22 protein-coding genes are annotated in these 21,986 nt (G+C 54.1%); 9 read left to right on the forward strand and 13 right to left on the reverse strand.

The genetic code is table 11. The features are described 5' to 3' along the window. Positions 1 to 132 precede the first annotated feature (132 nt). From AACZ19_RS13145 to lexA, 6 genes are all read left to right on the forward strand, one after another. Positions 133 to 726, forward strand: a complete 594-nt coding sequence (locus AACZ19_RS13145; RefSeq protein WP_339634701.1) for an aminodeoxychorismate/anthranilate synthase component II — start codon at positions 133 to 135, stop codon at positions 724 to 726. Continuing rightward, positions 723 to 1,763, forward strand: coding sequence for an anthranilate phosphoribosyltransferase (gene trpD / locus AACZ19_RS13150; RefSeq protein ID WP_339634703.1), 1,041 nt, complete (start codon positions 723 to 725; stop codon positions 1,761 to 1,763). The genes AACZ19_RS13145 and trpD overlap by 4 nt, the downstream gene beginning before the upstream one ends. Continuing rightward, positions 1,760 to 2,551 (forward strand): indole-3-glycerol phosphate synthase TrpC, encoded by a 792-nt coding sequence (gene trpC, locus AACZ19_RS13155; RefSeq protein WP_339634705.1) that lies wholly within the window; start codon positions 1,760 to 1,762, stop codon positions 2,549 to 2,551. Before trpD ends, trpC begins: the two co-directional genes overlap by 4 nt. Before the next feature lie 9 nt (positions 2,552 to 2,560). Continuing rightward, complete coding sequence (gene moaC, locus AACZ19_RS13160; protein ID WP_339634707.1) at positions 2,561 to 3,037, forward strand: cyclic pyranopterin monophosphate synthase MoaC; 477 nt, start codon at positions 2,561 to 2,563, stop codon at positions 3,035 to 3,037. Then, positions 3,034 to 4,248 carry a gephyrin-like molybdotransferase Glp gene (glp, locus tag AACZ19_RS13165; protein WP_339634709.1) on the forward strand — a complete coding sequence of 405 codons (1,215 nt, stop codon included), beginning with the start codon at positions 3,034 to 3,036 and terminating at the stop codon, positions 4,246 to 4,248. The genes moaC and glp overlap by 4 nt, the downstream gene beginning before the upstream one ends. A gap of 99 nt (positions 4,249 to 4,347) precedes the next feature. Beyond that, complete coding sequence (gene lexA, locus AACZ19_RS13170; RefSeq protein ID WP_339634711.1) at positions 4,348 to 5,079, forward strand: transcriptional repressor LexA; 732 nt, start codon at positions 4,348 to 4,350, stop codon at positions 5,077 to 5,079. A gap of 11 nt (positions 5,080 to 5,090) precedes the next feature. Here the strand turns inward: lexA and AACZ19_RS13175 are convergent, their stop codons facing one another. Next, positions 5,091 to 7,187, reverse strand: coding sequence for a ComEC/Rec2 family competence protein (locus AACZ19_RS13175; RefSeq protein ID WP_339634713.1), 2,097 nt, complete (start codon positions 7,185 to 7,187; stop codon positions 5,091 to 5,093). Between the two features lie 116 nt (positions 7,188 to 7,303). On the opposite strand from AACZ19_RS13175, the gene gltX reads away from it, so the two are divergent. The 3 genes from gltX to AACZ19_RS13190 all read left to right on the forward strand — a co-directional run bounded on the left by gltX (position 7,304) and on the right by AACZ19_RS13190 (position 10,341). Beyond that, positions 7,304 to 8,707: a glutamate--tRNA ligase gene (gltX, locus tag AACZ19_RS13180; RefSeq protein ID WP_339634715.1), complete on the forward strand. Its 1,404-nt coding sequence runs from the start codon at positions 7,304 to 7,306 to the stop codon at positions 8,705 to 8,707. Between the two features lie 121 nt (positions 8,708 to 8,828). Continuing rightward, entirely contained in the window at positions 8,829 to 10,133 is a 1,305-nt protein-coding gene (gltA, locus tag AACZ19_RS13185) for a citrate synthase (protein WP_339634717.1), read from the forward strand. 34 nt (positions 10,134 to 10,167) lie between these two features. After that, positions 10,168 to 10,341, forward strand: coding sequence for a hypothetical protein (locus AACZ19_RS13190; protein ID WP_339634719.1), 174 nt, complete (start codon positions 10,168 to 10,170; stop codon positions 10,339 to 10,341). A gap of 4 nt (positions 10,342 to 10,345) precedes the next feature. Here the strand turns inward: AACZ19_RS13190 and gloA are convergent, their stop codons facing one another. From gloA to AACZ19_RS13250, 12 genes are all read right to left on the reverse strand, one after another. Continuing rightward, positions 10,346 to 10,756, reverse strand: coding sequence for a lactoylglutathione lyase (gene gloA, locus AACZ19_RS13195; RefSeq protein ID WP_339634720.1), 411 nt, complete (start codon positions 10,754 to 10,756; stop codon positions 10,346 to 10,348). Beyond that, positions 10,753 to 11,922, reverse strand: a complete 1,170-nt coding sequence (gene lpxB / locus AACZ19_RS13200) for a lipid-A-disaccharide synthase (RefSeq protein WP_339634721.1) — start codon at positions 11,920 to 11,922, stop codon at positions 10,753 to 10,755. The genes gloA and lpxB overlap by 4 nt, the downstream gene beginning before the upstream one ends. Then, positions 11,922 to 12,779 carry a UDP-2,3-diacylglucosamine diphosphatase LpxI gene (gene lpxI, locus AACZ19_RS13205; protein WP_339634722.1) on the reverse strand — a complete coding sequence of 286 codons (858 nt, stop codon included), beginning with the start codon at positions 12,777 to 12,779 and terminating at the stop codon, positions 11,922 to 11,924. The genes lpxB and lpxI overlap by 1 nt, the downstream gene beginning before the upstream one ends. After that, complete coding sequence (gene lpxA / locus AACZ19_RS13210) at positions 12,757 to 13,542, reverse strand: acyl-ACP--UDP-N-acetylglucosamine O-acyltransferase (protein WP_339634723.1); 786 nt, start codon at positions 13,540 to 13,542, stop codon at positions 12,757 to 12,759. Before lpxA ends, lpxI begins: the two co-directional genes overlap by 23 nt. A 106-nt stretch (positions 13,543 to 13,648) precedes the next feature. Beyond that, positions 13,649 to 14,113: a 3-hydroxyacyl-ACP dehydratase FabZ gene (gene fabZ / locus AACZ19_RS13215; protein WP_339634725.1), complete on the reverse strand. Its 465-nt coding sequence runs from the start codon at positions 14,111 to 14,113 to the stop codon at positions 13,649 to 13,651. Continuing rightward, on the reverse strand, positions 14,110 to 15,138 hold the full coding sequence (gene lpxD, locus AACZ19_RS13220; RefSeq protein ID WP_339634727.1) for a UDP-3-O-(3-hydroxymyristoyl)glucosamine N-acyltransferase: 1,029 nt from the start codon (positions 15,136 to 15,138) through the stop codon (positions 14,110 to 14,112). Before lpxD ends, fabZ begins: the two co-directional genes overlap by 4 nt. Further along, positions 15,138 to 15,704, reverse strand: a complete 567-nt coding sequence (locus tag AACZ19_RS13225) for an OmpH family outer membrane protein (RefSeq protein WP_339634729.1) — start codon at positions 15,702 to 15,704, stop codon at positions 15,138 to 15,140. Before AACZ19_RS13225 ends, lpxD begins: the two co-directional genes overlap by 1 nt. A gap of 11 nt (positions 15,705 to 15,715) precedes the next feature. Then, a complete protein-coding gene (bamA, locus tag AACZ19_RS13230; protein ID WP_339634731.1) occupies positions 15,716 to 17,998 on the reverse strand; it encodes an outer membrane protein assembly factor BamA in 2,283 nt (760 codons plus the stop codon). Between the two features lie 63 nt (positions 17,999 to 18,061). Beyond that, on the reverse strand, positions 18,062 to 19,213 hold the full coding sequence (gene rseP, locus AACZ19_RS13235; RefSeq protein WP_339634733.1) for an RIP metalloprotease RseP: 1,152 nt from the start codon (positions 19,211 to 19,213) through the stop codon (positions 18,062 to 18,064). 14 nt (positions 19,214 to 19,227) lie between these two features. Continuing rightward, on the reverse strand, positions 19,228 to 20,442 hold the full coding sequence (gene dxr / locus AACZ19_RS13240; RefSeq protein ID WP_339634735.1) for a 1-deoxy-D-xylulose-5-phosphate reductoisomerase: 1,215 nt from the start codon (positions 20,440 to 20,442) through the stop codon (positions 19,228 to 19,230). Between the two features lies 1 nt (position 20,443). Continuing rightward, positions 20,444 to 21,253, reverse strand: coding sequence for a phosphatidate cytidylyltransferase (locus AACZ19_RS13245; protein WP_339634737.1), 810 nt, complete (start codon positions 21,251 to 21,253; stop codon positions 20,444 to 20,446). After that, a complete protein-coding gene (locus AACZ19_RS13250; protein WP_339634739.1) occupies positions 21,254 to 21,985 on the reverse strand; it encodes an isoprenyl transferase in 732 nt (243 codons plus the stop codon). Position 21,986 lies beyond the last annotated feature (1 nt).

Raw genomic sequence — 21,986 nt, forward strand, 5'->3', positions numbered from 1 at the left:
AACGGAAAAGGACTTTTGCTCTCTTGATTTTATGGCGAAAAAGGAGAAACTGCTAGTCGAACCTGCGGGATCGTTGACTGTGACGGCAAATAACTCCGCCATGACAATAAGAAAGTATGATATAATATTGATATGATTACGTTAATCGATAACTACGATAGCTTTACGTATAATCTGGTCCATTTTCTTGGAGAATTGGGCGCGGACGTAAAAGTTTACCGAAATAATGTCGTCTCTGTAGATGCAGTCTTTGATGAAAATCCGGAAGGGATTGTTCTCTCTCCTGGTCCGTGTGATCCGGACAGGGCGGGCATTTGCCTTGAGGTGGTCAAACGGGCAAGCATGAGCGGAACGCCGCTTCTGGGCGTCTGCCTCGGCCATCAGACTATTGGCCAGGTGTTCGGAGGGAAGGTCGTTCGCGCCAATGAGTTGATGCATGGCAAGACGTCCGAGATTGTGCATTCCGGTTCCGGCCTATTTGAGAAACTCCCGAACCGCTTTATCGCAACACGCTATCACTCCCTTACCGTTGATCCAGCGACGGTCCCGAATACTCTGGAGGTCACGGCAACCACCGAAGATGGCGTCATCATGGGGCTCAGCCATAAAGCACTGCCGCTGCACGGTGTGCAGTTCCATCCCGAGAGCATCGCATCCGAGCATGGCCATGCATTACTGCAGAATTTCCTGAACTTGACGCGACCGGACAGCAAGGCGGCCGCATGAACAGCGTCCAGCCTGAGTTCAAGACGCTGATTGCAAAAATCGCGTCCGGCAAAACCCTGACCGTGGATGAGGCGAAAACTGCCTTTAACATCATCCTGTCCGGCGATGCCACGCCTGCGCAAATGGGCGCCTTCCTGATGGGCCTGCATCTGCGCGGCGAGACCGTGGAGGAATTGGTCGGCGGCGTCTCCGTTCTCCGTGAGAAAGCCACCTATATCACAGCTCCAGAAAATGCCGTCGATGTGGTCGGAACAGGCGGTGATGGCCACGGCACCCTCAATATTTCCACAGCGGCGGCATTCGTTACAGCAGGCGCTGGAGTTCCGGTCGCCAAGCATGGCAACAAGGCTGCCTCTTCCCGCTCGGGTACCGCGGATGTGCAGGCTGTTCTCGGTATCAATACGGAATGCGACTTCGCCTTGACCGAACGCGCGATACGTGAAGCCGGCATCGGCTTTATGGTCGCCTATCGCCATCATGGTGCCATGCGACATGTCGGCCCGACGCGGAGTGAACTTGGTATTCGCACGATTTTCAATCTGCTCGGCGTCATGTCCAACCCGGCCAACGTCAAACGCCAGTTGATCGGGGTATATCTCCCGCGCTGGATGCGCCCGATGGCGGAGACGCTCCGAAAACTCGGATCGACCCATGTCTGGATCATGGAAGGGGCTGACGGCCTCGATGAACTGACGACCACCGGCCCCTCCAACGTTGTGGAGTTGAAGAACGGCGAGATAACGGAATTTGAAGTCACTCCTGAACAATTCGGCCTCAAAAAAGTTCCGATCGAGGCGCTCAAAGGCGGAACACCGGAAAGAAATGCAGAAGCCCTGACGGCATTGCTGAACGGCGATCCCGGCCCCTATCGGGATGTGGCCCTGCTGAATGCCGGCGCGGCCATTATGATCGGCGGAAAATGCGATACTGTGGCCGAGGGGATCGAGCTTGCCAGGCAGTCAATTGATACGGGCGCAGCGCTGAACGCATTTGAAACCCTAAAACGGATTTCCAATGAAACGGTTGAAGTGGTATGAGTATTCTCGCAAAAATCTGTGATGACAAGCGCCAGCATATTCGCGACTGCAAGGATCGCGTAATGCTCTCCGACATCGAGGCAGCGGCGAAAGCTTCGGAGCCCCCGCGCGGATTTATTCGCGCCCTCAAGAAACGCCGGGATGCCGGTGAGTATGGGCTGATCGCGGAAATCAAGAAAGCCTCGCCTTCGAAAGGGCTGATCCGCGAGGATTTTGACCCGCCAATCCTCGCAAAAGCCTATGAGAAAGGCGGAGCCACCTGCCTTTCGGTGCTCACCGATATTCCCTATTTTCAGGGTTCGGATGATTATCTGGTTACGGCGCGCGGCGCTGTCTCCCTTCCCGTCCTTCGCAAGGATTTCATGTTGGATCCCTATCAGATTACCGAGGCACGTGCCCTCGGCGCGGATTGTATCCTCTTGATCATGGCGGCCCTTGACGATACGGAGGCACAGGAGCTGGAAGCGGCGGCGCATGAGTGGGGCATGGATGTTCTGATCGAGGTTCATGATCGCAGCGAACTCGATCGTGCGGTCAGGCTCAAAAGTCCGTTAATCGGCATCAATAATCGCAACTTGAAAACCCTCAATGTGGATATCGCCACGACGGAGGAGCTGGCGGGAGCTCTGCCGGAGGGATGTCTCGCGGTCAGTGAAAGCGGCCTCTATACGCCCGCCGATCTGGCCCGGATGGAAAAGGCCGGTTGCGGTATTTTCCTTGTCGGCGAATCCCTGATGCGGCAAGCAGATGTCGCCGCCGCCGTGCGGTCCCTGCTGACCCGGAGTTAAGGAGGTACCATGAGCGGTCTCACTCATTTCGACAAGAAAGGCGCCGCTCAAATGGTCGATGTCGGTGACAAGGACATCACCGAACGTGAAGCCACGGCAACAGCAAGCATTGAAATGGCGCCGGAAACCCTGGCGCTTATTCGGGAGGGGAAGGCCAATAAAGGAGATGTTCTGGGAGTCGCCCGCCTCGCTGGCATTATGGCCGCCAAGAAAACCGCCGACCTGATTCCGCTCTGCCATCCACTCGCGCTCAGCAAGGTGAGTGTCGAGTTTATTATCGATGAAGACAACAGCCGTATCGAAACACAGGCGACCTGCAAGCTTAAAGGCCGCACCGGTGTCGAGATGGAGGCCCTCACCGCTGCCTCCATCGCGGCCCTCACCATTTATGACATGTGCAAGGCCGTCGATCGCGGCATGACCATTGTCGAGACGAAGCTACTGCATAAAAGTGGCGGCAAGTCAGGAACTTATAACGCGTCATGATCTCGGTAGAGGAAGCCCGCAAGAACATCCTGAAGGAGATCCGCGCTGTCGGGACGGAAGTCATCTCCCTTCAGGCGGCCGCAGGGCGCGTGCTGGCAGAAAATGTTCGCTCTCGCCGGACCCAACCACCTGCCGACCTGTCTGCAATGGATGGCTTTGCAGTCAAGGCCGCCGATCTTGGAACAATTCCGGCCAGCCTCAAAATTGTCGGGGAAGTGCCTGCGGGCGGCTCCTACGATAATACCGTCGGGACCGGCGAAGCAGTCCGCATTTTCACCGGCGCAGCGCTCCCCTCCGGTACCGATACCATCATTATTCAGGAAGATACGGAATTCGATGCCGAAACCGTGACGGTTAAGGAAGGTGCGGCAAAGGGGACATATGTCCGGCCTGCGGGCCTTGATTTCAGCGCCGGTGACATTGGGATAAAGGCCCCGACCATCCTGACGCCACGGGATATCGGGCTGCTGGCGGCGATGGATATTCCCTGGATCACGGTCAGGCGCAAGCCGAAAATCGCTCTCTTATCGACGGGAGACGAACTGGTCCGGCCCGGGGAGCCGCTTGGCCCTAACCAGATTATTTCTTCCAACAGCCTTGCCATTGCCGCCCTGATTGAGGCCGCCGGCGGTGAAGCGCTCGACCTCGGGATCGCGCAGGATAACGCAGAGTCCCTCCGTGAAAAAGTCATGAACGCCAAGTCAGCGGATATGCTCATCACCCTCGGCGGGGCCTCCGTTGGCGATCACGACCTGATCCAGCCTGTGCTCGGCAAGGAGGGCTTAAGTGTTGATTTCTGGCGGATCGCCATGCGGCCCGGCAAACCGCTGATGTTTGGCAATTTTGCCGGGATACCCATGCTGGGCATGCCGGGAAATCCGGTTTCCAGCCTGATCTGCAGCTTTCTCTTCCTGATCCCCGCCATCGATGCGTTAAACGACCTCACCCCGCGGACCCCTCCCCGCCAACGCGCCATCCTCACCCATGCGTTGAAGGAAAATGACCAGCGGGAAGATTATATGCGTGCCGTCATCACCGAAGAGACGAGCGGCCTGCCGGTCATCCGGCTATTTGACAAGCAGGACAGTTCCATGCTCTCGCCGCTGTCTCTTGCCGATTGCCTGGTTGTCCGTGCGCCTTTTGCGGCTGCGCTGCCTGAGGGGTCCGAAGTGGATATCATCCCGCTCAGCCGCCGTTATCCGTCCATCTGAACCGATTGCAAAACCGGGAGCTTTTCCCTTGACGCGAGAAAAGAACTTTTGTAGAACATTTGGAATGTTTTTGATTTGTTCTTTACGGTGGTTTTGATCATGCTGACAAAAAAACAGCATCAGCTTCTTCTCTATATTCATGAATGCCTGGAAAGTCGTGGAGTCTCGCCGTCCTTCGATGAAATGAAGGAAGCGCTTGATCTGAAATCGAAATCCGGCATTCACCGCTTGATCACGGGGCTGACGGAGCGCGGGTTTATCCGTCGCCTGCCTCACCGCGCCCGCGCGCTTGAAGTGTTGAAGCTGCCCGACGACCTCAGGAACAAGATCGCCAGCGATGAGCGGGACGCCGTTGCTGATGACAACCTTGTTGAGGTGAATTTCGCCAAAGGGCTGAGCCGTCAGGCGAATGCCAACAAGGCCCCTGCCCCCGAGAATGAACGCGAAGGTATCCTGAACCTGCCGCTGTATGGCCGGATTGCCGCCGGTACGGCGATCGAGGCCTTGAGCGACCCGAGCAGTTTTGTGGATGTACCTGCAGGCATGCTGGCGTCCGGTCGGCATTACTGCCTTGAAGTGGCTGGTGATTCGATGATTGATGCCGGTATCCATGATGGCGATACCGTGATAATCCGCGAAAGCGAAACGGCGGAAAATGGCAAGATTGTCGTCGCCCTGATCGATGATTTTGAAGTGACTCTGAAAAGGCTCCGGCGCAAGGGAGGCTCGATCGCTCTGGAGGCCGCCAATCCGGATTATGAAACGCGCATCTTCGGTCCGGATCAAGTCAAGGTGCAGGGCCATCTTGTTGGCCTCTTCCGAAAGTACTAAACCTTCGTGATTTAGTCCGCCTTGCTCTCCGGGCTCTTGCGATAACGGAGCGGTACCCACGGCCTGTTCCCCCGGAGTCCATTATTGGTATCGACAAGGATTTGTCCGGATGGATCAAAATAGAGGCTATGTGCCCCGTTCCGCCATAAATCAAACTTGTCGATGATCAATCGTGCCGCGCTGCAATCCTCCGGCGCGGGGATGCGGCTTATGATGATATCGGCCCGTTTACAATCCGCCTCAACGCCCGCCATCGTTACCGGAAAGGCGATGACATCGGCCCCCTTCCGATAGACACATCCATAGGGATCACAAGAGAGTTCCGGCAATGGCTCGTCTGCGACTTCCTCCCCCATCACCAGCCGCCAGCGTTCTGCTTCAAACCGATCGGCCCGGCGAGTGGAAAGATAGGTTTCTCCTTCCACATTCTTAACTGCGTAGAGATTGCCGCTTTCGGAAATCAGGATATCCGGCGAACGGTTGAACAGAAAGGAGAGAAAAAGTATCCCCAGCATCGGGAGCGCGAGCCAGCGTATCGGTTGACGCCAGATGATATACCAGAGACCAATAACGGTAATCGCAATCAGCTGCACGACAGAGAAGGAGCCCAGAAACTGCACTGCCTCGGGCCAGGAGGCGGTCTCCGCCGCCACTCGCAGGATCATGTCAACGCCACTTCCAACGATAACAAGCGGAAAAGAGAAGCCAAACGGATAGCAGATAAAGGCGAGGATAACACCCGGCATCACCCACAGACCCATCAAGGGAACGGCGAGAAAATTGGCAATCAGACTGTAGGCGGCCACTTGCCCGAAGTGATAGAGCGCGAAGGGCGCTGTCGCAAGCCCGGCCACAAGGGATGTCAGGACAATGCCGATAAGATACGCAATACTGCGGCGAATGATCCCGCCGCTTCTTGCAACCCGGCCAAGCCAGGGGCCCAGCTGCTCATAGAGAGAGATAAGGGCGAAGACGGCGGCAAAGGACATCTGGAAACTCGCCGTGACAAGGCTTTCCGGATATAAAATCAGGATGATCACCGCCGCCATCGCCACCATGCGTAACGAAAGGGCTGTCCGGTCAAAGCAGATTGCAACAAACAGCGCGGAGATCATGATGAAGGCCCGAACGGCTGAAACGCTCATCCCGCTTACGAACAGATATCCGGCAAGCCCCAGAAGAGCGACTATTGCGGCAATCTTCTTGATCGGATAATGAAGCCCTACATAGGGTATAAGCACCAACAAGAGGCGAACAGCGAAAAAAATAAGTCCGCCAATCATCCCCATATGCATCCCGGAAATTGCGAGCAAATGCGCCAGTCCCGAAAAGCGCATGTTGTCGAGCTGCTCCTCCGGGATCGCCGACTTATCTCCTGTCATAATGGCAATGATAAACCCGGCGTTTTGTTGCGGGGCATTGTCCATAACAAAATCAGCGATTCGCGCCCGAATCCCAGAGGATAGCTGGCGAATGCGCGAGAAAAAATCGCGTTTCTCCCCGAGTATTTCAAAAGAGCTGATGCTATACCCGACCGCGCCGATGGATTGGTAATAGGAATGACGCTGAAAATCATAGCCGCCGGGATAGGCTGGCTCCGGTGGGGGCAATAGCACCGCCTTTACGCGAATGATCTGCCCCGGCCTGACTTCCTCGAAGTTGGTACGCGACGAAAGCCGGATGCGGTGGAGCTTGGGAAAATCCTCCTGGCCCGAGAGAATAATGTCCCCGAGGAGAAACCGGGCTGCGTTATACCCGGTCGATTTTTCGAGCACGCTCGCGCGCAGCTCCGTCACTGCTTTTTTCTGCAAGATCGGCGCATCAACGATCTGCGTCCGGATGATCGCCGCTGAAAAGCCGAGTGAGACAAGCAAAAATATACCGAGGATCCAGACATATCCACTTTCTGGTCTTTCCCTCAGCCAAAGCAAGCCGAGCCCCGGCAGGAGGGGAACCGCCAGCCATACAGGGTCCGGTTCCGCCGGAAGTGCAAAGTAAAAGGCGATGCCGAAACCGATGGCCACTGGAAACCAGAGAAACCAGCGCGACCGTTCGCGCCGAAACTGGTCGGGCAGCTCTTCCAGATTGTGCCTACTCAACAGTGCCACGGCGCGAACCTTCCAACGGCATACTTGCCCTCCGCCATGACAAAGGGTACAAAAGCCTGTTTTTTGTGATCATCCGGCTCAAATTTATAATCGAACGGAATGTAAAGTAAATTCTTATGACTGTCGTAACACGTTTCGCTCCCTCACCCACTGGCTTCCTGCATATAGGCGGCGCCCGGACGGCCCTCTTCAACTGGCTTTATGCCCGCCATCACAAAGGAAAATTTCTTCTCCGGATCGAAGATACAGATCGGGAAAGATCAACTGATGCCGCAATCGAGGCTATTCTGGATGGCCTGGCCTGGCTCGGGCTCGATTGGGACGAGGAGCCGGTATTCCAGTTTTCCCGGCGGGAGCGTCATGCGGAGGTTGCGCAAGAATTGCTGGCCACAGGAAAAGCCTATTATTGCTATGCTTCCCGTGAAGAGCTCGCTGAAATGCGCGAAACCGCACGGGCGGAAGGCCGCCCGCCAATCTATGACGGACGCTGGCGGGATAAGGATCCGGCAGAGGCGCCAGCGGGTGTAGATCCCGTCGTCCGGTTCAAATCCCCCAATGACGGCGAGACTGTGGTCAGGGATCTCGTTCAGGGTGACGTTACTTTCGCCAATGCACAGCTTGATGACATGATCCTGCTCCGGGCAGATGGAACGCCGACCTATATGCTTTCCGTGGTGGTGGATGATCATGACATGGGAGTCACAGATATTATCCGCGGCGACGACCACCTCACCAACGCGGCGCGGCAGCAGCAATTGATCGAGGCGATCGGATGGTCTGTTCCCCGCTATAGCCACATCCCGCTGATTCACGGTCCGGATGGCGCGAAGCTTTCAAAACGGCATGGCGCACTCGGCGTTGATGCCTATCGCGAAATGGGATATTTGCCCGAGGCATTACGGAATTACCTATTGCGGCTGGGCTGGTCCCACGGAGACGATGAGGTGATTTCGACGGCCGAGGCGATTGACTGGTTCAACCTTGAAAATATTGGAAAATCGGCGGCCCGCTTCGATTTTGCAAAGCTGGAAAACCTTAATGGCATCTATATTCGAGAGGCAGATGACACCTATCTGACGTGGCTCGTGGCGCCGATACTAGCCGAAAAAACCGGTCAGGATATAAGCTCTAATCAACTGAAATTAATAGAAAAAGCCATGAATGGCTTGAAAGAACGCGCAAAATCTGTAAACTCCCTAGCGGAGAGTTCCCTGTTCCTCATCGCCGAGCGGCCACTTGCGCTGGACGAGAAAGCCAAAAGCCTGATAACCGAAGAAGCCAGCGCTGTTCTGATGCGGCTGGCGGATCGATTGGAGGCGCTGGAGAACTGGAACGCAGAGGACTTGGAAGCGGCCGTTCGGGCGACGGCAGAGGCGGAAAGCCTCAAACTGGGGAAAATCGCGCAACCCTTGAGGGCAGTGTTGACAGGAACCACAGTTTCGCCCGGTATCTTTGACGTTCTGGACGTCCTTGGACGGGAGCAGTCAATCGGACGTATTCGGGATGCGGCTATCACTTGAGATACTGCGCCGGGGGCAAGCGCTCCAGTGAAAACGTCATAAAAAAAAGAAAAAATTCCACCCGGAATTTTATCAATATTACGGGCGCACCCAGCCTGAAAAATATAAAGGAAGTGGATGAATGAGTAGCTCTACTGTTACCGGCAACGTCACCCTGTCAGAAGGGAGCGACGACACGCTCAGCCTGCCCCTGATTGCGGGCACCGTTGGACCGTCTGTTATTGACGTTCGCAAGCTATATGCCGATACAGGTCATTTCACCTATGATCCAGGCTTTACGTCGACGGCATCCTGTGACTCCGCAATTACCTATATCGACGGTGATGCTGGCATACTGATGCATCGTGGCTACAAGATCGAGGAACTGGCGGAGAAAAGTGACTTTATGGAAGTCTGCTATCTGCTGTTGAAAGGCGAATTGCCGACACAGCCGCAGAAGGATAAATTTTCCCACGATATCACCTATCATACGATGCTGCATGAGCAGTTGACACAGTTCTATCGCGGCTTCCGTCGCGATGCGCATCCGATGGCCATTATGGTCGGTGTGGTTGGCGCCCTGTCCGCCTTCTATCATGACAGCACGGATATTACGGACCCGAAACAGCGGATGATCGCCAGCTACCGCCTGATCGCGAAGATGCCGACAATTGCGGCAATGGCCTATAAATACTCCGTTGGCCAGCCTTTTATCTATCCGAGCAATGACATGTCCTATGCGGAAAACTTCCTGCATATGACGTTCAGCGTACCCGCAGAGCGCTACAAGCTGTCGCCCACCATTGCCCGGGCCATGGACCGAATTTTCATCCTCCATGCGGACCATGAACAGAACGCCTCCACGTCGACGGTGCGTCTTGCCGGATCATCTGGTGCCAATCCGTTCGCCTGTATCGCGGCGGGTATCGCCTGTCTCTGGGGCCCGGCTCATGGCGGCGCAAACGAGGCTGTGCTCACCATGCTCAGGCAGATTGGCAGCGTCGATCGGGTGCAGGAATTCATTGCCAAGGCAAAAGACAAGGACGACCCCTTCCGTCTGATGGGCTTCGGGCATCGGGTCTATAAAAACTACGATCCGCGCGCGAAGGTCATGCAGCAGACGTGCTATGATGTTCTTGATGAGCTAGGCATCAAGGATGAGCCGATGCTCAAGCTCGCGATGGAACTCGAAAAGATCGCCCTGAATGATCCATACTTCATCGAGAAGAAGCTCTTCCCGAACGTTGATTTCTACTCCGGTATCATTCTACAGGCGCTTGGCTTCCCGACAAGCATGTTTACCGTGCTCTTTGCTCTGGCCCGGACGGTTGGCTGGGTTGCCCAGTGGAACGAGATGATGGAAGATCCGTCACAGAAAATCGGGCGGCCGCGTCAGCTTTACACAGGGGCAACCGAGCGTCCCTTTGTTGACATCAGCAAACGGTGATCGGATGAGCGGAGCCTCACCAACAAGCAAAAAAATGACGCCTTCGGTCCCAACCGGAGGCGTCAAACCAGCCGGGCGGCTCTATCTCAGGGCGGCCAATGACAATCGGGCGCCGTTTCTCTATCGGATCAAGAAACTCTCGATGATCCTGCTGCCGGCGGCAATGCTGCTCTTCTTTGCGGCCGTCTGGTATTTCGGCGGCGCGTAACCACTTATTTCCGTTCAATAAGCTCTATTTTGTAGCCATCCGGGTCCTCGATAAAAGCGATCACGGAGGTGCCGTGTTTCATTGGCCCGGGCGGACGCGGAATATTGACTCCCTGTACCGCCAGCTTCTCGCAAATTCCGTAAATATCCTGCACCCCAAGGGCAAGATGCCCGAAACCATCGCCTAGATCATAGGGCACTTCCTGATCCCAGTTGTGGGTCAGCTCAATAACGGCTGTGTCTTTTTCATCGCCATAACCCACGAAGGCCAACGTGAATTTCCCGCCCGGAAAATCTGTCCGCCGGAGGAGCTTCATCTCCAGTTTATCGACATAGAAATTGATCGATTTATCCAGGTCCTTGACCCGGATCATCGTGTGTAGCAGTCTGAAATTATTCTTATCGTCGCCGCTCATGTTGTTCTATTCCTTGCAATGAGTTCCATGATGATCCCCGCCGCGCGCACGCCGGGTGCCTCGCCGCCTTCCCCCAACATTACCATGGCCTCGCCATAGGAAACAATCTGTTGGTGGCGCTTTTCCTCTGAACGGAAAAGCTCGGCGAGAGCATTTGACAGATTATCCGCCGTACAATTTTCAAGAATATGTTCGGGGACAACCTCTTTCCCCATTAGAATATTTACCAGATTAACATAGTCCAGCTTCACCGCGCGCCGCGCGATCCAGCTGGTGATCGCATTCATCCGATAGGCAATGACGGTTGGCAACCGGGCGAGCCCCAGTTCCAATGCGACTGTGCCGGACGCTGCAAGCGCCAAATCAGCGGCGGCCATAGCATCATATTTCTCGTCTTCTCCGTCAACAACCAGGACGGAGGTGTCCCAATTCGCAACTTCCTCCCGGACAATAACCCCGGCTCGACCAATAACGGGGGTAACAATCCGAAAGGCGCCGATGTCAGAGCGAAGCTTCTCGACCGCTTCCTTAAAAACCGGCAGATGGCGCGTGACCTCTCCGCGCCGACTTCCGGGCAGCAGCATCAGGAGGCGTTCATCCGGCTTAATACCGTGCCGAGCCCGAAAAGCGGGTCCATCGCCCTTGTCCGCGCCACTCTCGATGACAGAATGGCCAACAAAGTCTGCGGATAACCCGACTGCTTCAAAATATGGTGGTTCAAATGGCAGAAGCGTCAGCAGGTGATCGTACAGCCCAGCTATTTTCTTTGCCCGACCCGGACGCCATGCCCAGACGGAGGGAGCGACATAATGGACTTTCGGGAAATCACTTCCCTTGAGTTGCCTGGCCACGCGAGAGCTGAAATCTGGCGCATCGACGGTGATAAAAATATCCGGTGAGAATTTTCTCACGGCAGTGGCCGTTTGTCTGATCCGTTTCAGCAGTTGAGGAAGCCTTGGCAACACCTCAACCAGACCCATGACGCTCAGCTCCTCCATCGGAAAGAGACTCTTGAGGCCTTGCTCCATCATTAGAGGACCGCCAACGCCTTGAAACTCTATATCCGGCGACATTGCCTTCAATCCCGCCATCTGGTGCGCGGCAAGCGCATCCCCGGAAGCTTCGCCCGCCAGAATAAAAACTTTATACCGATCTACGGCCGACATTATGAACCGCTCTCGGGATCCAGGCCGATCAGGAAAATACCCGCGGCATCCGCCCGCCGGATCGATTCTTTAAGATCAAGGATGAGAGTTTTCTTCTCTTCCAGGGCAATGCCCCGCAAATTCGCTTCAGCTGCCAGAGTGACGGTATCCGGTCCGATTGTCGGCATATCCGCCTTCAGCTCCTGACCCGGTTTCGAGAGTTTCACCAGAACCCCCGCCCGTTCTTCCCATGCGAAGGCCGCAGAGCGCGACAACAGACCGTCCGTTCCTTCCGCCGCCTCGACCGCAAGGACATAGCCATCACGAATGATGGCGGCCTGCCCGATATCGAGCGCGCCGACCGCTTTGACGATACGCATACCTGCCGTAATATCCGCCTTGTCCCGCTCAGTCGGCGAAACCCTACCAAGCTGGCCAGTGGGCACCAGCAAGTCTCTCGCCAACTCATGGGCACCGATAATTGTAAATCCTTTTTCCTGTATGTAGCTTGTAATTGCCCGCATCAGGCCATCATCCCCCTTGCGGCTGGCCCCGGTTATCCGGGCGAGCAATTTCACACCTTCCATATCCGGGACGAGATTCTTGAGATCAGGCCGTTTTACAGGACCGGCAAGGGTAATATGGGTGCATTTTTCACGCGCAAGTGCCTTCAGGAACCGCCCGACCTTGGTGATCCGAATAACCTCATGCGGAAAGTCCTTATATTCCGCCGGATCGGCCTCCCCTTCCACCAGAAGAAGATAGGGTGCCTTCCCGTCCCCCCGCAAGGCCTCAGCCAGCGCGAGAGGCAAGCTTCCGCTACCAGCGACGATGCCGACCCGCATGGAGTTTGTGTTATTCCGGATGACAGAATCCACGCTTTGTTTCCTCATTGACGAAATTGAGGACTGTTTGAACCGACAGGAATTTGCTGTATTCCTCCGGCACAGATTTGCAACGTTCCGCGAAGGTTCCATCTCCGGAGAAAAGATATTTATAGGCACTGCGCAGTGCATGAATATCATCACGCGAAAAGCCGCGCCGTTTCATTCCCGTGAGATTAAGTCCGCCAAGAGCCGCGCGATTTCCTGTGGCCGAGCCGAAGGGGATGATATCCGTTTCCACTCCAGAGGCCCCGCCAATCATCGCATGTTCCCCGATCCGGACAAACTGATGTACTGCCGACAATCCGCCAATAATCACAAAATCACCAAGCATGACGTGCCCGCCCAGGGTCGCATTATTCACAAGGATAACATGATCGCCGAGAATACAGTCATGGGCGACATGCGCGCCAATCATCAATAGGCAATTATCGCCAATCCTGGTCTGCATCCCGCCGCCCTCAGTGCCGGGATTAATCGTAACATGCTCCCGTATCGTGCAGTTCTCCCCGATGACAAGCTCAGAGTTTTCCCCGTTGTATTTCAGATCCTGCGGCGCATGGCCGATAGACGCGAAGGGGAATATGGTTGTTCCACTTCCGATCTTCGTATTGCCCGCAACGGCGACATGGGATTTCAGCGTTACGTCAGCGGCAAGCATCACATCCTTGCCAACCACGCAAAATGGGCCGACGTCGGCGTCTGGATGTACCGAGGCTCCGTCCTCGATAATTGCTGTCTGATGAATTCTGCCCATACGGTACCCAGTCAATCTAACGTATAAATGAAAAATGTGCGCTATAGCTAACGCGGAACGGCCCGGATCACAAATCAAGCTGTGTTACAGCCGGTTACCTGTCTTTCTAGTCGACGATCATTGCGGAAAAATCAGCCTCTGCAACTTTCTTTCCTTCCACAAGGACTTCGCCGGAAAATCGCCAGACAGCTCCGCGGTTCTGCTTCACCTTGACATGAACATGCATGGTGTCACCCGGCGTTACGGGCTTGCGGAAGCGCGCATTGTCGATCGACATAAAAAAGACATGCTTGCCTTGAGATTCCGCGCCGAGGCTCTTGATCACAAGAACACCCGCTGTCTGCGCCATGGATTCAACAATCATCACCCCCGGCATGATCGGCCGGTTGGGGAAATGCCCCTGGAAATGGGGTTCATTCATCGTCACATTCTTGATACCAACCGCAGACTCATTGGGAACAATCTCAATCATCCGATCCACGAGAAGCATCGGGTAGCGATGCGGTATCATATCCAGAATATTGAGAATATCGAGGGCGTCAGCCGTACCAGAGGAGCGTTCTTCAGTCATTTTACAGTACCCTTGTTATTCGATAATTTACCCAAAATAGCCATCTGGCGGAAAAACTGCCGACGGGGACGTGCGGGGAAGCCTGCATATGTCTCCCCAGCCGGCACATCCGAAATAACGCCCGATTTTGCCGTAATCTGGGCCCCTTTTCCAATCGTAATATGACCCGCAAGGCCGACCTGTCCCCCGATAACCACAAAGTCCTCAATCACCGTACTGCCTGAAATGCCGGTTTGGGCGGCAATAATGACACCTTTACCGATCTTCACGTTATGGGCGACCTGAACCAGGTTATCAAGCCAGGTGTTGTCGCCTATGACTGTATCCGGACCAGAGCCGCGGTCAATTGTCGTATTCGCCCCGAATTCGCAATTTGATCCGATAATGACACGACCGAGCTGTGGAATTTTCACATGCTGTACTGGATCAGGCGCAAATCCGAAACCATCCTGGCCAATTTTCACACCATTATGAATAAAAACATTATCGCCTATATGGCAAAAACTTAACACCACGCCGGCACCAAGACGGCAGTCCGCCCCGAGCTTGACCGCCCGGTTTAAGTAAGAATGGGGCCCGATGATACAATTGTCCCCGACAACGACGTTTTCCTCAATCACCACATATGGCCCAATGGAGGGGTTTTTACCAAGCTTTGCCTTGGGTGATATCACCGCTGTCGGATGAATATCGCCACTCCCAAGCACCGGCTGATAAAATTTATTGGCAATTCGTGCGTAGGCTTTATAAGGATCTTTCGCCACCAGAATGGACAACCCTTTCGGAAAATTCTTGAGGGCCGTCCGCGCGGCAATGCAGGCCGTTGCATTCGTACTTAAAAACCGATCCAGATATTTCGGATTGCTGAGAAATGTCAAATCCCCTTCCCCGGCCTGATCCAGTGGGCGAACATCGGAGATCATTACGTTTGGGTCAACTTCCGGTGCCAGCTCCACGTCCGGCAACTCAGCAAGTTCTGCAAGGGAGAAAGGCCCCGCAACTCCATAAAATAGAGGATCTGGCATCAGCTTTTCTTCAAGGGGACGAGTTCAACCTTGGTTTTTTTCAGTTCCTTGTTGAGGCGATCAATCAATACATCCGTAATCTCCAACGGCTTTTCGGCAAACAGGATTTCACTCACATCGACAACCAGCGTTGCGCCATATTCATCCATTACCGTCCGGACAATTGGAATCATCTGTTCCCTGACCTTGTCGAGTGCCTTGATCCGGCTCCGCTGCAATTGCCGGTTTCGTTCCTGTACATTGACACGGAATGCCGCCGCCTTGCGATTAAAGTCAGCCTGCTTTTTAGAATAAGCATCGGGCGTTACCAGGGTTTTTTGACGTTCAATCTGGGTTTTCTCATCCTTCAATTTCTGTTCCGCCGCGGCAAGCTCCGCATTTACCTCGTCGTCATAGGCGGCCATTTGCGCATTGATATCCTTGGCAACCTCTATTTCGCGCATGATTTTTTGCATATCAATAACGCCGATTTTCGCTTTTGACGCAGATTGGGCAAAGCTCGTCTGAGTGAAAGCCGGCATTAAAATTAGCAGGAATATGGCACTGAGCAGAATTCTTGAGATCATTTTTCCTTATCCTAGAATCGCGTCCCGAAGTCGAGCTGGAATATCTCTTCCTTGTCGTAATCTTCCTTCAATAAAGGAACCGCGACATTTATCTGAATGGGACCGAACGGTGAGACCCAGTTCAAGCCAACGCCGACCGCTGCCCGTATACTAGGGTCATCCGCAATGCCGGGGTCATCATCATCAATGGTCGTCAAGGTTCCGACATCAAGGAACGTCCGACCGAGAACGCCATATTCCTCCGGCAGACCGACCGGGAAGCGAAGCTCGGCGGTTGCAACAAAATAAGCGTTACCGCCAAGCGCATCCCCGGACGCCAGATCCCGCGGCCCGATACCGCGGTTATCAAAACCGCGGAAGTTACGTCCACCGACATTATAGCGTTGCGCAAGGATAACGTCTTCCCCAAGTCCAAAAATATAACCGCCTGTAATACCGGTACTCAGGACAACATCATTCTCATAGACCGGAAAAAACCGGATATAACTGGCATTCGTGGCAAGAGAGCGAACGTCCCCGCCAATACCGGACAGCGTCTGTCCAAATGTATATTTACTTCCGGTTGTCGGAAATAGCGTATCGTCCAGATCACTGATCGTGATGGTGTAGCCGACCGAGGAAATGAGGTACTCCCCAGCCGCCTTTTGAATAGCCACCGGAGCGTTTAGGGCCAGATTATCAATTTTCTCATTCACCAGGCTGTAGAAAACATCCCCGCGAACATATTCACGGATGGGAAAGCCCGACCGCAACACAAAGCCGGTGCGTTCCAGATCATATCCACTTTCGTCCTGATAATCGCGAACCGTCCGGAAAATATCGAAACCGGCACTCAGGTCACGATCAAGGAAATAGGGCTCCGTGAACCCAATATCAATCGTCTGGCTTTGCGCACCGACAGATACACCAAACCGTAAATCCTGACCACGCCCCAACAGGTTACGCTCCCGGATCTGGAGGTTTGCCGACACGGACTCAGTTGTCGAGAAGCCGGCACCGACGCTGAGCTCGCCGGTTGATTTTTCCTGAACATCAACATTGATGATAGTCTTGTCCGGCGCCGTTCCTTCTTCCTGGGTCACTTCAACCTTTTCGAAGAAATCGAGACCGCGGACGCGAGATTGGGAGAGGCGCAACAACGCCGTGTTAAAGGCATCCCCTTCCGCAAGCTTCATCTCCCGTCGGATCACATAATCAAGCGTCCGGACGTTCCCGGTGATATTGATTTGCTCAACATAGACACGAGGGCCCTTGTTGACCTCATAGGTGACGGCGATCGTCAGGTTTTCGCGATCCCGATCAATGCGCGGACGGACATTGACAAAGGCATACCCCAGTTTGCCAAGCTCAAAGGTAATTTTCTGAATGGTATCTTCGATCTTGTCTGCGTTATAGGTCTCTCCCTCAATCGTCGTTACCTGTTCCAGTAACGCTTCCGCGGAAAGGTCCTTGATTTCGCTCTTCACGTCGATGGCGCCAAATTTATATTTTGCGCCCTCTTCCACTGCGAAGGTAATGAAAAAACCATCTCGATCCGGTGTCAGTTCCGCTATCGCGGAGACAACGCGGAAATCCGCATAACCCTTGGAGAGATAAAATTTGCGCAGCAACTCACGATCGAAGGTCAGGCGGTCCGGATCATAAGTATCGGAATCGGACAGGAAATTATACCAGCGGGTTTCCTCGGTCGAGATTTCTCCGAGCAATTGGCTGGAACTGAAGTTCTTATTGCCGAAGAACCGGATTTTCTTGATCCCCGTCTGTTCTCCCTCATTGATCTCAAACACAAGATCAACGCGATTTTCAGGAAGCAGGATAACCTTGGGCTCAACTGTTGCCGCAAAACGACCGCTCCGTCGATAGACCGTAATAATCCGCTGCACATCGTTCTGCACCCGTGCACGGGTATAGACAATGCGCGGCCGCAGTTGAATTTCCGCCGTCAGGGTTTCGTCTTCGATCCGTTGGTTTCCTTCAAACGCCAGACGGTTGATGATCGGGTTTTCAACCACATTAACGATCACCACATCCCCTTCCTGCCGGATGGTCACGTCCGCAAATAGACCGGTGTTAAAAAGCGCCTTCAGGGACCGGTCGACGCGGGACCGGTCATAGGGCGCCCCTGCTGTCACCAACAGATAGGATCTGACCGTGTCGGCCTCGATCCGCTGGTTTCCCTCAACCCGGACTTCGGAAATAATGACGGATGATTGCGCGAAAACCGGCTGGCTGGCTGTCAGCACCGTCGAGAGTGTTGCAAATGCGAACACTGCAAGTAACAAAAATACGCGCAAATTCCCACCCCCCTGAGCGGACAGCCTCAATTATCGTCGAACAGTTCTAGCAGACCTTGCCTGTCAGGAAAACAAGCCGGTGAAAAAATCTTTTACCCAAGGTTTGTTAACATCATTCCATGTGGCAAATACCATTAGCATCAGAACGAGGGATAGTCCAATTCGGAAACTGAATTCCATGGCTTTTGCAGAAGGTGGCTTCCCGCGAACCGCCTCATAGGCATAAAAAACAAGATGTCCGCCGTCCAACATCGGGATCGGGAAGAGATTGATCAGGCCAAGACTGATGGAAACGAAAATCATGAAATTAAACAGGGATAATGCGTTATCAACGAGGTCCTCCCCGCGCTTGGCCGCATCGCCAGACATTTTCAGGATACCGAGCGGGCCGCTCAGTTCCTTCGTATCCCGCGCACCGGAGATCATCTGCCCGACCCCCTTCAATGTCGCGGTGGTGATAAACCATGTTTGATCTACCGCACTGGCCAGCGCACTGATCGGGCCATGCCTGACAAATTCCCGTCCCGTTGACACGATGCCAAGGCGGCCGATTTTCTGGATATTCCCGTCCGCATCAACTTCCTCTACGATATGCGGCGTGACAGCCAAATCAATCATACGACCGTCACGATCAACTTTCATATTGAGAGGTTCGTCAAGACCGACGAGAACGGTCCGCCGCAGCTCCTCAAAACTGTCAACGGCGGAGCCATTCACGGATATCACACGATCACCAACTTCGATTCCTGCCTCGGCAGCGGCGCTATTTGGCTGAACTTCTCCGGCAACAGGTGGCGTTTGTGCCTGCCCGAGCGCCATAAAGAGGATCGCCATGGCAACGATCGCAAAGATAAAGTTGGCGGCCGGCCCGGCAAAAACGACCGCCGACCGCTGAAGAAGGGATTTGTGATGAAAACTGGTCCTTTTCTCCTCTTCAGACATATCCTCAATCTCATCCGAGGCATCGCTGGCAACGCCCGCATCCCCATGAAACTTCACATACCCGCCGAAGGGCACGGCGCAGACTTTCCAGCGACACCCGTTTTTGTCATACCGCCCCCAGAGTTCCGGACCAAATCCGATGGCAAAGACATCGACTTTCACGCCACAAAGCCGCGCCACCTTGTAGTGCCCATATTCATGGACAAATACCAGAACCGTAATGACAACAATAAAGGCCGGGATATAAATCCAGTTATTTATCAGAAAATCCATATTACTTTACCGTTTTATACTTTAGTCGAAATTGACGTCATGACAGAGCGGGCCAAGTCCCGACTTTGCGCATCACATTCAAAAATATCTTCAATCGCGGTCAGTTCAGTGATACTCGCGCGGTTCAGGCATTCCTCTACGATACTGGCGATATCCAGAAAGCGTATTTCTCCGTTCAGGAAACCGTGGACCGCAACCTCATTCGAAGCATTTAGGATCGTCGGTGCCGATTTTCCAGTATTTAGCGCTTCACGGGCGAGCCGCAGAGCAGGAAATTTCACCGGATCGGGGTTCTGAAAGGTCAGAGAACCGACTTTTGCAAGATCAAGCCGCTCCGCCTTGAAATCATGGCGTTCCGGCCAACCCAATGTATAGGATATCGGGGTCCGCATATCGGGTGCGCCCATCTGGGCGAGCACCGAGCCATCGCGATACTCAACCATACTATGGATAACCGATTGAGGGTGGACGAGAATATCGATCTGCGCCGGCGATACAGGAAACAGGCGAACCGCCTCGATAAACTCAAGCCCCTTGTTCATCATCGTCGCGCTATCGACCGAAATTTTCGCCCCCATATCCCAGTTCGGATGGGCAAGTGCCTGATCGCGCGTGACTGATTTCATCTGATCCAATGAAAAATCGAGGAACGGGCCGCCGGACGCCGTCAGGACAAGGCGCTCCACTTTGTTAATTTGATCGAAGTCCAGCACCTGGAAAATCGCATTATGTTCGCTATCGACGGGAAGCAGCGTCGCGCCGTATTTCTTGACATCCGCAAGAACCAGATCCCCGCCGCAAACCAGCGCCTCTTTATTCGCAATGGCAATGATCGCGCCAGTCTTTACCGCGGCGAGTGTCGGCGCCAGCCCCGCCGCGCCAACGATCCCGAGCATCACCCAATCTACCTTGCAGGAGGCCGCCTCGATCAGGGCGTCACGTCCTGCGGCGGCCTCAATAGCGCTCCCAGAGAGCAATAATTTAAGCTCCGCATATTTAGCCTCATTGGCGATAACGGCGCGCTTCGCCCCGAATTGCCGCGCCTGGGCGGCCAGCAAGGTGACATTCTCGTTCGCGCTCAACACTTCGACTGTAAATTTTTCCGGTGCAGCGGAGATCAGGTCCAGCGTATTAACCCCGATTGAGCCGGTGGAGCCAAAAATGCTAACACTGCGTTTCCCAAGACGTTGGGTTGGGGAAATACTTCTTGCTACCGGACTACTACTCATCCTAAATCCCATTCCACATCAATATTGCCATCAAGATTGGCGCTGTCAGAAACACTCCGTCTAGCCGGTCCATAACGCCGCCATGTCCAGGTATGAGGTTGCTGGCGTCTTTTATGCCAAAATGACGCTTCCATGCCGACTCGGCAAAATCACCCACTTGCGCAAATATAGCACAAACGGCACCCAAACCCAGTATACCAATTGTCGCAACCTGCCCGTCGATGAGCAGACTGTTCACTCCGAAGGCGACAATCATGGCTGCAATAATACCGCCGATCAGGCCGGCCCATGTCTTATTGGGGCTGATTGACGGTGCTATTTTTGGCCCGCCGATCGACTTTCCGCTAAAATAAGCGCCAATGTCCGTTGCCCAGATTACGAGAAACAGGCCAAATGTCAGCGCAAAGCCGGTATCCGGCAGAGAACGCAACATCATCAGCGCGACGACCGGCACTCCAATACATATGGGACCGAAAAACGCCCAGACAATCCGCTCCTTTCCGCTCAAGAAAGCGGCGACAGCGGCCGTTAAAGCAGATCCAGAAATAATGATCGCAATTAGCTGAAATATATTAGAGTTATACGTCATTACCAAGACAGAAATAACCGTTAGGGCGGTTATGGCTGTGACAATGCCGGGAGTGGTCTCGACAGAGGCCCGACACCACTCATAGGCCATGATGGCCGAGGCCCCGATCAGGAAGACCAGAAAATAAACGCCGCCAAGATAAAGCGCTCCGATCGCAATGGGCGCCAATACAAGTGCCGATACGACACGTTGTTGCAGGGACGTCAGTGAAGACAGCAACACTTATATCGCCCCGTATCGACGGTTCCGGCTTCCAAATTCCTCAACGGCGCTGATCAGGTCCTCTTTTCGGAAATCCGGCCAGAGAACATCCAGAAAAACGAATTCCGTATAGGCGCATTGCCAAAGCAGGAAATTGCTGAGCCGTTGTTCACCACTGGTCCTGATAAGAAGGTCTGGATCAGGGAGATCTGCGGTTTCAAGATGTCGCGCGACCATAGTCTCATCTATGTCTTCCGGCTCTATCTCTCCGGCCCTGACTTTTTCTCCAATTCGCCGCATGGAACCGGCAATCTCCGCCTGGCTGCCGTAGCTGAGCGCGATCGTCAGGTTCAGCTTGGAATTATCCTTCGTCCGCGCTTTTAGGTCCTTGATCAATTCCTGAATATCGTCAGGTAATCGACTGATATCACCAATAAATTTTACCTTTACGCCCGCTTCGCATAATGCCTTGACCTCTTTCTGAAAGAAGAAGCGGAAAAGCCCCATCAGGTGATTGATCTCCTCAACCGGGCGGCTCCAGTTCTCAGAGGAAAAGGCGAATATCGTCAGATAGCGAATGCCCAGTTCACCGCAGCCCTTCACAGCCTCACGGACAGCTTCTGCCCCCTGCTCATGGCCGCGCAGGCGCTGGAGGGAGCGTTTGGTCGCCCAGCGTCCATTTCCGTCCATAATAATCGCGACATGCTCGGGGATCTGGCAATCACCTGATGTGATAGAGGGCGAGACTTCCATA

The organism is uncultured Sneathiella sp., assembly GCF_963973085.1.
In the GTDB taxonomy this organism is placed as follows: Bacteria; Pseudomonadota; Alphaproteobacteria; order Sneathiellales; family Sneathiellaceae; genus Sneathiella.